Genomic DNA, 12,689 nt, shown 5'->3' on the forward strand with positions numbered 1-12,689 from the left:
CGCTGACCCAGCGACAGGATCAGCCGTGCACGCTGCTCAGATACTCAAACAACTTGGCCGCTTCCGGCGCCAGTTGCGTCTGACTCGCAACCCCAACAAACAAGGTGCGATCAGCCCAGTCATCACTCAAGTCGACAGCCATCAGACGGGAACCAAGCAATTCGGCACGCACAGACGACAACGGCAAAATCCCGATACCCAAGCCTGCTTCTATCATGCGACAGATGCCGTCGAAGCTGCTGACCTGAATCCGGACTTTGAGGATCTTGCCCGCACTGACGGCGGCATCGGTGATTCTGCGCAGTAACGAGCTGCCTTGGTTGAGCCCCACATAATCAAAGCCAAGCGTATCGGCAAAGGACACGCGGCGCTCATTGGCCAGTTCATGGCCGACCGGGACCAATAGCACGAGTCGGTCATCACGGTAGGGCAGTTTGTACAATCCTTCAGCCGGTACGTTATCGGCAAAGATGCCGATATCGGCACGCCCGTTTTCCACGGCTTGGATGATGGGCTCGCTGAGTGCTTCTTCCAGTCCGATACGCACGTTCGGGTTGGCGCGCAGGAACGACGCGAGGTCATCCGGCAGAAACTGGACGACGGCGGAAGTGTTGGCGAACAACCGAACATGCCCGCGCACCCCGACCGCATAATCACTGGCGTCGCACGCCATCCGGTTCACGCCTTCCAGAATCATTCGTGCGTGTTCAACGATCCCTTGTCCCGCTGCCGTCAGTTCGAGCCCCCTTGGCAGGCGCACGAACAGCGGGCACTGGGTCGTTCGTTCCAGCTCGGCTAACCGTTTGCTGGCCGCCGAAACCGTCATGTTGGCCTTTTCGGCGGCACGGGTCAGGTTGCCGGATTCGGCGGCGAAGATCAGCAGGCGCAAGGACAGCAGATCGAAATGCAAGGGATTAATCATCAGGGGATCCGAGGTTTTCCATTCAGGAAAGAGTAGTGGCGAAATATGAAATTTTCATCTGCCGCATTTGTGTCGATTATCCATGCCACAAGCACTCAACAAGAACGGGAAACGTCATGAGGTTACCTCTGCAAGGTGTCAAGGTCGTGGAGCTCGGTCAACTGATTGCCGGGCCATTTGCGGCGAAAATGCTCGGTGAGTTTGGCGCCGATGTGATCAAGATCGAGCCGCCGGTCACCGGTGACCCATTGCGCAAATGGCGCTTGCTGCACGACGGTACTTCCGTCTGGTGGGCCGCGCAATCTCGCAACAAACGTTCGCTGACCCTCGATTTACGCCAGAGTGAAGCCCAGCAGGTCGTGCGCCAGTTGCTGGCCGATGCGGATGTACTGATAGAGAATTTCCGTCCTGGGACCCTGGAAAACTGGGGGCTGGGTTGGGACACGCTGCACGCCCTGAATCCAAAACTGATCATGCTCCGGGTCTCGGGTTACGGCCAGACCGGGCCATACCGTGACCGCCCTGGATTCGGCGTGATTGGTGAAGCGATGGGCGGGCTGCGGCATCTTTCCGGAGAGCCCGGGCGCACGCCGGTCAGGGTTGGCGTTTCCATTGGCGATTCGTTGTCGGCCTTGCACGGGGTCATCGGGATTCTGCTTGCCCTGCGTCATCGCGAGCAGAACGGCGGTGACGGCCAGCAGATCGACGTGGCCCTGTACGAGTCGGTGTTCAACATGATGGAAAGTCTGTTACCCGAATACTCGGTGTTCAACGTCGTTCGAGAGCCCGCCGGCAGCAGTTTGCCGGGTATCGCGCCGACCAATGCCTATCGCTGCCGTGATGGTGGTTTTGCCTTGATCGCCGGCAATGGCGACAGCATCTATCAACGCCTGATGGAGGTGATTGGTCGCCGTGATCTGGGGGCTGATCCAGCGCTCGCGCAGAACCACGGTCGAGTGCTGCAGGTTGAGCGCATCGATGCCGCTATCTCCGAATGGACCGCGCGGCTCAGCCTCGACGAAGTCTTGTCGATCCTGACCGAGGCGCGCATTCCGGCCGGCAAGATTTACAACGCAGCCGACATTGCCCAGGACCCGCATTACCGGGCGCGCGACATGCTGCTCGACAGCCAGCTGGACGACGGCACGCCGGTGACCTTGCCTGGCATCGTCCCCAAGCTGGGCACCACACCTGGCAGCGTGACTCGCTCGGCGCCGACCCTTGGCCAGCACACCGCCGAGATTCTTGGCGAGCTCGGCATCGACGCTGCGCAGCAAGCCGACTGGCGCCAGCGCGGCATCATTTGAACCGGAGAATCAACATGCAACGTCTTTTCTTGCAGGAAGTCGCGACCCGTGACGGCTTCCAGAATGAAGCGCACTTTATCGAAACCGTCGACAAGATCGCCATGATCGATGCGCTCAGCCAGTGTGGTTTCGCCAAGATCGAGGTCACCTCGTTCACATCGCCCAAGGCCATTACTGCGCTGCGGGACGCCGAGGCGGTGATGCAGGGCATCCGGCGCAACCCGGCGGTGGAATACACCGTGCTGGTGCCCAATGTGCGAGGGGCCGAACGAGCCCTGGCGTGCAACATCGATGAAGCCAACCTGGTGATGTCGGTCAGCGAGCCGCACAACCGTTCCAATCTGCGCATGAGTCGCGAGCAATCATTTGCCCAGCTCAGCGAAGTGGTCAGCGTCATCGGTCAGGGGCCGGTGGCGATCAACGTGTCGTTGTCGACGGTGTTCGGTTGCCCGATGCAGGGCGATGTACCGGTGGGGGAGGTGTTGCATTGGGTCGAGCGCTTCGCCGACCTGGGGGCGCGCGGCGTGACCTTGTGCGACACCACTGGCATGGCGTATCCGAGTCAGGTTGAGGCGCTTTCCCGGGCAGTCCGTGAGCGTTTTCCGGCGCTGCAATTGACCCTGCATTTCCACAATACCCGTGGCATGGCCCTGGCCAATGCGCTGGCGGCCATCGAGGCCGGGGTCGATCGTTTCGATTCGTCCCTTGGCGGCTTGGGCGGTTGCCCTTATGCGCCGGGGGCCAGCGGCAATGTGTGCACCGAAGACCTGCTGCACATGCTGCAATTGATGGGTTTCAACACCGGGGTTGATCTGGATCGGGTGCTGGCGGTAGCAGCACAGTTGCCGGGTCTGATCGGCCACGAGATTCCGAGCCAGATCCTCAAGGCCGGCAAACGCCTGGACCTGCACCCGATACCCGCCCATGTGGCCAACCTGGAAAGACAGGTGCCGTCGGCCCGAACCCAGGAGCTTCACCCATGATCGATCATCTCGACCATCTGGTGCTGACTACCATCGACCCAGTGGCTGCTGAGGATTTTTACGTGCGGGTCTTGGGCATGCAGATGCAAACCTTCGCCGGTGGGCGCAAGGCGTTCGCTTTTGGTCCAGAGTGTGTAAAAACAGATGGTGCAGCCAGCCAACGGCAGTGAGCCAAGAATCTCGCTGCGGGATCTACTGAAAATTTTCCTGAGGAAGGCTGGCGGTTTACGTGGCTCCGGCCAAATGTCGGCCTAAAAATCGTTTAGTCGAACTCCACATCTGGTGCGAGTTCTGGATACTCGATCTTCATGTCTTCAAGGATTTTTTGCATCAGCTTCGCATCCCCCGGTAAACGTCTGGATAAAGTATTCCACCCTGAGATTTTCAAGTGTATGGGCATTTCCACAAGTCCCGTAATTGCGTCCCAGAAAGCATCCCAATTACAGCCGTACCAGCCAGGGAATCCGAGTGCATCTTTCAAGATGGAATGGAGTTCGTCAGAATTCGTCACCTCACTTAAGTCAATCTTTACAACCTGTAAGCGGGCCATCGTCAGCACCTCAAAAATTGTTCGCCAGTAAGAGGGGTAACTGAAGTCCGCCTCTGTCAGGGAGCCTATGCCGCTATACACCTTTGCTATGATTTTCCGAGGTGTTTAACTCAGGAATCGTCAATGAAGCGCTTCATCCAAGGCGAACATCGCGGTCAAAGCACCTTACTTCCCGAGAGTCTTGACGACTACGTCAGCGATACCAACCCGGTGCGCGTAGTCGACGTCTTCGTCGACGAACTCGACCTGGCCAAACTTGGTTTTGACGGTGTCATACCGGCAGAGACGGGCCGGCCAGCTTATCACCCCGCGATCCTGTTGAAGATTTACATCTACGGCTATCTGAACCGGGTTCAGTCGAGTCGACGCCTGGAGCGGGAAGCCCAACGCAACGTCGAGCTGATGTGGCTGACCGGGCGTTTGATGCCGGATTTCAAGACCATCGCCAACTTCCGAAAAGACAACAGCAAGGCCATCCGAGGCGTCTGCCGCCAGTTCGTTGTGCTGTGTCAGCAGTTGGGACTGTTCGGAGAAAATCTGGTCGCCATCGACGGCAGCAAATTCAAGGCAGTCAACAATCGTGACCGCAATTTCACCAGCGCCAAACTGAAGCGGCGAATGGAAGAAGTTGAATCGAGCATCAACCGTTACCTGACGGCACTCGATGCTGCCGATCGGCAAGAACCTACAGCCTCCGAGCCCAGCGCCGTGCGGCTGGAAGAGAAAATCACCAAGCTGAAGACGCAAATGAAAGAGCTTCAGGCGATCGAAATCCAGCTCAATGAATCGCCGGATAAACAGGTCTCACTGACCGATCCGGACGCCCGCTCCATGATGACGCGCGGCACGGGAATCGTCGGCTACAACGTGCAGACAGCGGTCGATACTCAGCACCATTTGATCGTTGCTCATGAGGTCACCAACTACGGTTCCGACCGCGATCAACTCAGCTCGATGGCGAAGCAGGCTCGCGATGCCATGGCGTCAGAAACGTTGGCGGTGGTTGCTGACCGAGGTTACTTCAAGAGTGAAGAAATCCTTGCTTGTCACGACGCGGACATCACTGCCTACGTGCCAAAGCCGATGACTTCAAGCGCCAAGGCGGATGGTCGATTCGACAAAGATGTTTTCGTTTATGACGCAACGAAAAACGAATACATCTGTCCGGCGGGAGAGTCGCTGCCCTGGCGCTTCTCCAGTATTGAGAAAGGCATGAATATGCACTGTTACTGGAGTTCGAAATGCCAGGGCTGCGCACTGAAAACGCAGTGCACACCGAGCAAAAATCGTCGAGTAAGGCGCTGGGAACATGAAGCGGTGCTGGAGGAAATGCAGCGTCGGTTGAACCATGCACCGGACATGATGCGAATCCGAAAAAGGACGGTTGAGCATCCCTTCGGGACGCTCAAACAATGGATGGGCTCAACGCATTTCCTGATGCGCAAACTGGTCGGGGTAAGCGCGGAGATGAGTCTCAATGTGCTCGCCTACAACATGAAGCGGGTTATGAACATCATCGGTACGGCAGGCCTGCTGAAGGCGATGGCGGCGTAAAGCCTCGGTTTTCTCTGCTCCAGAAGGCGCTATACCGCGCCATAACCGCTTTGGAACGTCAATAATGCTTATCGCGGCAAACGCTTGGGCAATCGCATCGCCTAGGAACGCATGGTTGACGGACTCAAGATACGAAAGCGTTTTTACACACTCTGGGTCAGCAGAAGATCAACCTGCACGTGCGTGGCCACGAGCTCGAGCCCAAGGCGCACTTGCCGGTGCCGGGGTCGCTGGACCTGTGTTTTATCGCCTCGATCCCCCTGGACCAAGTGATTGCCCGCCTGGCCCGTGTCGACTGGCCAATCATCGAAGGCCCTGTGTTGCGCACCGGTGCCACCGGGCCGATCCGTTCGGTGTATGTGCGTGACCCGGACCTGAACCTGATCGAGATTTCTGAACCCGTCCAGCCGGAGCGTGCAGCATGAAAGTGGTATTTCTTGATAGCGATAGCCTGCCCGTGAGTATTGCTCGCCCGGCCTGGGTCACGGACTGGCAGGACCGCCCCGACACAGCGCCGGACCAGGTGGTGGACGCTGCCCGGGATGCCGATGCCGTGATCACCAATAAGGTGCGCATCGGTCGGGCTGAACTTGAACAACTGCCAAACCTGCGATTCATCTGCGTCGCGGCCACCGGTTACGACTGCATTGATCTGGCGGCTTGCCGTGATTTTGCCGTGACGGTGTGTAACGTTCCGGCTTACTCGGCGCAAAGCGTCGCCGAGTCGGTGATTGCGTCGATCTTTGCCCTGCGTCGACAGCTGTTCGTCTATCAGGCCGCCGCGCTGCGGGATTGGCCGGACTCGCGACATTTTTGTGTGCATCGCGCGCCGATTCAGGATGTTCAGGGCAGTGTGCTGGGCATCGTCGGCCGAGGCGGCATCGGCTTGGCTACCGCGCGTCTGGCGAGCGCCCTGGGCATGCAATTGCTCTTTGCCGAACACCGTGGCGTGGTCCCGGTGCGCAAGGGTTACCAGGCCTTTGAAACGGTGTTGGCGCAAAGCGACGTGATTTCTCTGCACTGTCCATTGACCGCGCAAACCCGACACCTGATCGGGGCTCCGGAACTGGCACAAATGAAACCCGGTGCCTTGCTGATCAATACCGCTCGCGGACCATTGGTGGATGAGGCGGCGGTGCTCGATGCAATGGAGAGCGGTCGCCTCGGTGGTGCGGCCCTTGATGTGCTGTGCCAGGAACCACCTCCGGCCGACCACCCATTGCTCAACAGCCGCCATGCCAACCTGATCGTCACTCCCCATGTGGCCTGGGCCAGCCAGAGCAGCCTGCAACGGCTGGCCGACGGCATCCTTGGCAATTTGCAGGGCTACCACTCGGGGAACCTGATCAACCTCGTGTCGTAAATGCTTCACCACCTAACAAGAAGGTCCACTTATGAAAACAATAACAATCACACCGGTCCGTCAGCTGGTCTCGTTGTTCATTGCCGCATTGTCGCTGGGCGCAGTGTTACAGGTAACGCCTGCCGTGGCCGCGGCCATCGCACCGCCAGGCGCCCCGGTGGCGGGGATGATTGATCACGTCGACCACATCGTCGTGACCGCTTCCGACCCGCAAGCAACCATTCATTTCTACACCGAAGTAATGGGTATGCACCTGGAGCAGTTTGGCGAAGGCCGGGTGGCCTTCACGTTCGGCAACCAGAAAATCAACATGCACGTGCGCGGACATGAAATCGAACCCAAGGCCCACCTGCCGGTTCCGGGTTCCCTGGACCTGTGCTTTATCGCCAGCGTGCCACTGGATCAGGTCATCGCCCACCTCAAAACGGTGAACTGGCCGTTGGTGGAAGGTCCAGTGAGCCGCACCGGGGCCAGGGGACCGATTCGCTCGGTGTACCTGCGTGATCCCGATCTCAACCTGATCGAGATTTCCGAGTACATCCAGAAGTAACCATCCCCCGAAACAATCTTTCCCGGGCGATCGGTCATGCACCGTTAGCTGCTCGGGGAAATGCGTCACGCCTGCGAGGAAGCCATCATGACAACAACAATTACACCCTCGATTGCCGAAAAACCACCGAGCCATTCACGTCTGCGCCGAGTGTTCCGCCACCTGTATGTGCAGGTGCTGATGGCGATTGTGCTGGGCATTATCTTCGGCCATTTCTACCCCAGCCTCGGCGAAGAAATGAAGCCGCTGGGCGACACGTTCATCAAGCTGATCAAGATGCTGATTGCACCGATCATCTTCTGCACCGTGGTCAGCGGTATCGCCAGCATGCAGAGTCTCAAGCGCATCGGCCGGGTCGGTTTCAAGTCGCTGCTGTACTTTGAAGTGCTGACCACCCTGGCGCTGGTGATCGGGCTGGTCGGGGTCAACCTGATGCAACCCGGCTCAGGTATGCACATCAACCCGGCGACCCTCGACGGCCATGCCATCGACAGTTACAGCAAGCTGGCCCATGAACAGAGTGTGGTGGGTTTTCTGACCCATATCGTGCCCAGTACCGTGTTCGGCGCCTTTGCCGAGGGCGATATCCTCCAGGTGCTGTTCATTTCCATCCTGTTTGCCTTCGCCTTGCAGATGCTTGGTGCGGCCGGCAAGCCGCTGCTGAACCTGATCGACCTGGTGGCCCAGGCGTTTTTCCGGATGGTCAAAATCGTGATGTATGTCTCGCCGCTGGGGGCCTTTGGAGGCATGGCCTTTACCATTGGCAAGTACGGCGTGGGTTCGTTGGGGGCGTATGGCAACTTGCTGATTTGCTACTACGTCACGGCGCTGTTTTTTGTGTTCGTGGTTCTCAATCTGGTCGCGCGCCTGGCCGGTTTCAGCCTGTGGCAGTTTCTCAAGTACATCCGCGATGAGCTGTTTCTGGTGTTGGGTACCTCGTCTTCGGAGTCGGCATTGCCTCGGTTGATGGGCAAGCTTGAGCGCCTGGGATGCGAGAAGTCGGTAGTGGGGTTGGTGGTGCCATCGGGTTACTGTTTCAACCTCGATGGCAGCTGCATCAACATGACGGTACTGGCGATTTTCATTGCCCAAGCGCTGGATATCCCCCTTGATCTATGGCACCAGATCACTCTGTTGTTAATTCTGCTCCTGACCTCCAAAGGCGCGGCCAGTGTCACCGGCGGTGCGTTCATTACTCTCGCGGCGACCCTCGGCAGCCTGGATGTGATTCCGGCAGCAGGGCTGGTGCTGGTACTTGGGGTCTACCGGTTTATTTCCGAGGGCGGGGCGTTGATCAATGTCATCGGCAATGGTGTCGCTACGCTATTCATTGCCAAGTGGGAAGGGGCGTTGGACGAAGAGAAGCTAGCGGCCGAATTGAACAAGGGGTGTGCCCGTGAGTTAGAAGCACAGCCCTGAACGAGTTGTCGCAAGACAGCCCCAAGACCGCCCGGTCCACGAAAGCCGCGCGGTTTTGGGTTTCTAAATCAGGAAGGCGTGTTTGCCGGACGCTTACGAATGGCGGTAGACGCCGCTAAGGCTGCTGATCTTCCCCAAGGGCTCGTCGTATCTGTTCGTAGAGGACATTGACATTCAATTAACTGTGCCCGGTGCAACGGGAATCTGTCGATCAAAAGCACCGCCGGGTACGGAACAACGGTCGCAATCTGCCTGCCAGAAAACAACAGCGTTGAGCTGGAGAAACCTGAAATCTCAGTGCCTGCCGCCGTCGGTCAAGGCCAGTCCATCCTCTTGGTCGAAGACGATGATTCTGTGCGTCTGATCAATCGGGCGGTTCTGGAAGAGCTTGGGTACAAGGTCCATGTTGCACGTGACGGCGAAGAGGCCTTGAGGGTCTTCAACCGCCTGGACAACGTCGACCTCTTGCTTACGGACGTTGGCTTGCCAGGCATGAACGGTCGTCAGTTGGCGGAAGTCATTCAACAACTCAAGCCGCGCTTGCCAGTGCTTTTTCTGACGGGATACGCAGAAGGCGCTATGACCAGGGCTGATTTTCTTGGCCCTTACATGCAACTGTTGACCAAGCCTTTCACACTGGAATTACTCGCCAGTTGTGTGAATAGCATGCTTGAAAAAAACGACTTCAGCCCGGACGGCCATCCCCTACCGAAGCGCTAACCAAACCCTCAATGTCATTCAAGGGTAGCGTTAATTGCTGGAAAGTGGACATCGAACGTAGTACCGCTCTCCATACTCGAGTTGACCGACACGTATCCTTCGTGAGCCTTGGCGATTTCTCGAACAATGAATAATCCAAGCCCGACACTGCGCGCGTCGCTGTCAGTCTCGGTGCCCCGAGTCATAGGCTCGAAGAGGATGGCTTTTAGCGATTGAGGAATGACCGGTCCTTGGTTGTGGACGGACACACTTGCTTCGCCGTCTTCTTGGCGAGAGGTGATCGTGATGGGCTGTTGTAAGTCGCCATAAGCCACGCTATTGGCGACCAGATTCCCAATGATCTGCTGCACGCGATCCGCATCCAGATACGCACGGCCGGCGCCGATGGCGTTGTGGAGCAGGGTTGCCTTGGGAAACGCGATGCGCAGTTCGCCGACACTCTGGCTGACGACCTTGTGCAAATCCACTGTAGATGGAGATATCGCGATACCGCGACCGACTTTGGCCAAAGTAAAGTCTAGAAGGTCGGCGATCATGCGCTCAGCGCGTTCGGCCGACTGGCTGATGTGGCCAAGCATTCGGGTTTCTTTAGCGGTGCGTTCGCCTCGGGCGAGAATGTCGGAGGCCATCTTGATCGCGGTCAGCGGGTTTTTCAGATCGTGGCTGACGATGGCGACCATTTGTTCGGCAAACGATGCGCGGCGCTGGGCTTCTTCGTAGGCTAAATTCAGTTCGTCCTGGGCGTGCTGGAGCGCGGTTTCGGTGGCGGTTTTTTCCCGCAGCAGGTCTTCGGCGACTTTTCGGGCCTTTACCAGTTCGCGCTCGTACTTGTCACGGTCGGTGGTGCCGAACAGTGCCAATTCATAAAACGAACCGCTGGCGTGCTCGCGTCTTATGCCGTTGAGCAGCATGGTGACGGTGCGTTTGTCCCGGTGAACCAGATCGAGTTTCACCTCGGCCACCGAGCCTTGCATCTGCATCAGCGGCGCCCAGTGAGTTTGATGAAAAATGCGTCCGCCCATGGTCAGCAGTTCTTGAAAACGCTTACCGCACAGCTCTGGCTGGCTGAAGCCAATCCCGTTACTGAACGTCAGGTTGGCCCGCAGGATCGTGCCGTCCTCTTTCGTCACCACCAATCCGCAAGGCGCTTCGTCGAACAACGTCTGCGAGTCGGGCAGCGACGGTGCATCAGTCGACATGAGTGCCCACCCACGGCGACAGGAAGCTGTCCATGGCGTCGGAGCAGGCACTTGGCGCGCTCATGTGGGGGCAATGTCCGACGTTGGCCACCAGGCACAACGTGCTGTTGGGGAGTACGGCGTGCAGGTATTCACCCACGACGACGGGGGCGATGAGGTCTTCGGTGGATTGCAGAATCAGGGTTGGCGTGGTCAGGCCCACGACGTCTTTGCGGTTGTCCGACATGAACGTGACCCGTGCGAATTGCTTGGCGATCTCGGGTTCGGTGCGGCAGAAGCTGTTGGTGAGTTCTTCGCCCAGCGCCGGTTGCCCGGGCGCGCCCATGATGACCGGGGCCATGGTGCTGGACCAGCCGAGATAGTTGCTGTCGAGGGTGTCGAGCAGTGAGTGGATGTCTTCGAGTTTGAATCCGCCCACGTAGTCGTTGGAATCGATGTAGCAGGGCGAAGGACCGATCATCACGTGGGCGACGATTCTGTCGTGGGCCTGGCGATCCGTCAGTGCGCCGATCATGGCGCTGACGGAGTGGCCGACGAGAATCACCGGGCCGGAGGTGAACTGTTCGATGATTTCGCCAAGGTCTTGGGCGTACCCGGCCAGTGCGTCATATTTCGTTTTGTCATACGCACCGAGGTTCGACTCGCCCGCACCCACCAGGTCATACAGCACGACCTTGAAACGCCCGGTGAAGTGGTCGACGAGATACCGCCACATGGTCTGATCGCAGCCGAAGCCGTGAGAGAAGATCAATGTCGCCGGACCGTCGCCCATCACTTTTACGTTGTTGCGATGTTGGAGGTCCATGTGTGTCTTCCCGGGCGGGCCAAAGGTATTTTTGGCGTCTTTGGCAGTGTAAATAGTCGCAGGTATCTGGTCACGTGTTATAGACGTATGGAGTATTGATAAAAGCCACTATTGCGTGGACTCATCTGCGGAGCACCATCGATTTCGTCCTCGTTGTTTAGCTGAATAGAGTTGCGCGTCAGCCGACTTTAACAAAGTCGCTGGCGTCACTATTTTGATACTCGGGCGGCTCGTAGTAATGCCTGCGCTGGCAGTCACCTTTCCCAACGGATGTTCGGTGTGCTCGATGTTCAATGATCGAATGGCTTCCAGGATATCTTGGGTGACCTGTTTTGCGCCTGCGCTATCCGTGTTGGGAAGTAGCACTGTAAATTCTTCGCCACCGTACCTGACGGCCAGATCCCCAGGTCTTTTGACCGCTTGCCGGATCGCGCCTCCCACTGCGCTCAGGCAGTCATCACCGGCTGCGTGTCCGTACCTGTCGTTGTAGCGTTTGAAGTAATCGACATCGAGCATGACCACGGCAAGCGATGAACCTTGACGCTTGGCTAAACGTATTTCATCTATCAGCGCAGTATCCAGACGCCGGCGATTGCCCAGCCCCGTCAAACTGTCAGTCAGGGCCATGTCTCGCATGGCTTGGTGTGCGTGACGTAACTCTCTTTCCATCACCATTCTTTGACGGAGCTGATTCAAAACGATGAATCCAAAAGTCGCGAGCACGGCAATCAAGAACACTAGCACGAGCCCTGTTTTCAGTAGATCACGGCGCCAAGGTGCAATGATGGATTCACGAGACAGCCCGGCTTCTACAACCAGAGGATAGGTCGTCAACGCTCTATAACCATACAGGCGCTCGGTGTCGTCTATGACGGCCTTGACTTCAGCGATGCCTTCGTTGGACGTTGGCAAGTAGCGCTTGAAAATCTCGCTGGTCGCCAGGCTTTTACCGACAACGGAGGCGATGAAGGGACGACGCACCAGGACTGTTCCGCTGCGCGTGGCCAGAACCAAAGCGCCCTTGTCATCAATCTTGAAATCGCCGTAGTAGTCCACGAAGTAACTGACCTTGACCGTCCCCAGCAGTACGCCCGCGAACGACCCATCTGGATTGTTTAATCGGCGAGAGATGGGAATGATGAGATCGTCGGTTGATCGACTCCTGACGACTTCGCCGATACGCACGTTTCGATCATTGTGCGCACGGTGATACTGGAAATAATCGCGGTCGGCGTTGTTCGCCGGCTCTGGAGTGACTTCCTTGTCCGTCACGATCCACTGCCCGTCAGGGCCGTAAATAAAAAGGTTCTTCACGGA

The 12,689-nt window shown here is 57.7% G+C and carries 12 protein-coding genes and 2 pseudogenes; 9 read left to right on the plus strand and 5 right to left on the minus strand.

Translation table 11 applies throughout. The features are described 5' to 3' along the window. Window positions 1–19: 19 nt before the first annotated feature. Window positions 20–922 carry a LysR family transcriptional regulator gene (locus tag VD17_RS05920; RefSeq protein WP_046053080.1) on the minus strand — a complete coding sequence of 301 codons (903 nt, stop codon included), beginning with the start codon at window positions 920–922 and terminating at the stop codon, window positions 20–22. A 116-nt stretch (window positions 923–1,038) separates the two neighbouring features. Between VD17_RS05920 and VD17_RS05925 the strand changes: the two genes are divergently transcribed. From VD17_RS05925 to VD17_RS05935, 3 genes and pseudogenes are all read left to right on the plus strand, one after another. Next, a complete protein-coding gene (locus VD17_RS05925; RefSeq protein ID WP_046053081.1) occupies window positions 1,039–2,229 on the plus strand; it encodes a CaiB/BaiF CoA transferase family protein in 1,191 nt (396 codons plus the stop codon). A 14-nt stretch (window positions 2,230–2,243) separates the two neighbouring features. Next, on the plus strand, window positions 2,244–3,212 hold the full coding sequence (locus VD17_RS05930) for a hydroxymethylglutaryl-CoA lyase (RefSeq protein WP_046053082.1): 969 nt from the start codon (window positions 2,244–2,246) through the stop codon (window positions 3,210–3,212). Next, window positions 3,209–3,343, plus strand: a pseudogene (locus VD17_RS05935) (VOC family protein); the annotation flags it as partial. The gene VD17_RS05930 and the pseudogene VD17_RS05935, both read left to right, overlap by 4 nt. A 131-nt stretch (window positions 3,344–3,474) precedes the next feature. On the opposite strand, the gene VD17_RS05940 reads toward VD17_RS05935, so the two are convergent. Further along, the gene (locus tag VD17_RS05940; RefSeq protein WP_046053083.1) at window positions 3,475–3,762 is read right to left on the minus strand and encodes a barstar family protein; all 288 of its coding nucleotides are present in this window, start codon (window positions 3,760–3,762) and stop codon (window positions 3,475–3,477) included. Between the two features lie 123 nt (window positions 3,763–3,885). Between VD17_RS05940 and VD17_RS05945 the strand changes: the two genes are divergently transcribed. From VD17_RS05945 to VD17_RS05970, 6 genes and pseudogenes are all read left to right on the plus strand, one after another. Beyond that, window positions 3,886–5,316 carry an IS1182 family transposase gene (locus tag VD17_RS05945; protein ID WP_046053084.1) on the plus strand — a complete coding sequence of 477 codons (1,431 nt, stop codon included), beginning with the start codon at window positions 3,886–3,888 and terminating at the stop codon, window positions 5,314–5,316. 155 nt (window positions 5,317–5,471) lie between these two features. Continuing rightward, window positions 5,472–5,741, plus strand: a pseudogene (locus tag VD17_RS05950) (VOC family protein); the annotation flags it as partial. Next, window positions 5,738–6,679, plus strand: coding sequence for a D-2-hydroxyacid dehydrogenase (locus VD17_RS05955; RefSeq protein WP_046053085.1), 942 nt, complete (start codon window positions 5,738–5,740; stop codon window positions 6,677–6,679). The pseudogene VD17_RS05950 and the gene VD17_RS05955, both read left to right, overlap by 4 nt. Before the next feature lie 166 nt (window positions 6,680–6,845). Continuing rightward, window positions 6,846–7,229 carry a VOC family protein gene (locus VD17_RS05960; RefSeq protein WP_046053104.1) on the plus strand — a complete coding sequence of 128 codons (384 nt, stop codon included), beginning with the start codon at window positions 6,846–6,848 and terminating at the stop codon, window positions 7,227–7,229. A gap of 87 nt (window positions 7,230–7,316) precedes the next feature. Further along, window positions 7,317–8,648 (plus strand): dicarboxylate/amino acid:cation symporter, encoded by a 1,332-nt coding sequence (locus VD17_RS05965; protein ID WP_046053086.1) that lies wholly within the window; start codon window positions 7,317–7,319, stop codon window positions 8,646–8,648. Between the two features lie 297 nt (window positions 8,649–8,945). Then, entirely contained in the window at window positions 8,946–9,368 is a 423-nt protein-coding gene (locus VD17_RS05970; protein WP_046053087.1) for a response regulator, read from the plus strand. Between the two features lie 14 nt (window positions 9,369–9,382). Here VD17_RS05970 and VD17_RS05975 read toward each other — a convergent pair whose 3' ends face one another. The 3 genes from VD17_RS05975 to VD17_RS05985 all read right to left on the minus strand — a co-directional run. Beyond that, window positions 9,383–10,567 (minus strand): PAS domain-containing sensor histidine kinase, encoded by a 1,185-nt coding sequence (locus tag VD17_RS05975; protein WP_046053088.1) that lies wholly within the window; start codon window positions 10,565–10,567, stop codon window positions 9,383–9,385. Then, entirely contained in the window at window positions 10,557–11,372 is an 816-nt protein-coding gene (locus tag VD17_RS05980; protein ID WP_046053089.1) for an alpha/beta fold hydrolase, read from the minus strand. The genes VD17_RS05975 and VD17_RS05980 overlap by 11 nt, the downstream gene beginning before the upstream one ends. A gap of 108 nt (window positions 11,373–11,480) precedes the next feature. Continuing rightward, window positions 11,481–12,689 (minus strand): sensor domain-containing diguanylate cyclase (locus tag VD17_RS05985; protein WP_046053105.1); only part of this gene is annotated, 1,209 nt, incomplete at its 5' end.

This window comes from Pseudomonas fluorescens (assembly GCF_000968015.1).
GTDB lineage: Bacteria > Pseudomonadota > Gammaproteobacteria > Pseudomonadales > Pseudomonadaceae > Aquipseudomonas > Aquipseudomonas fluorescens_W.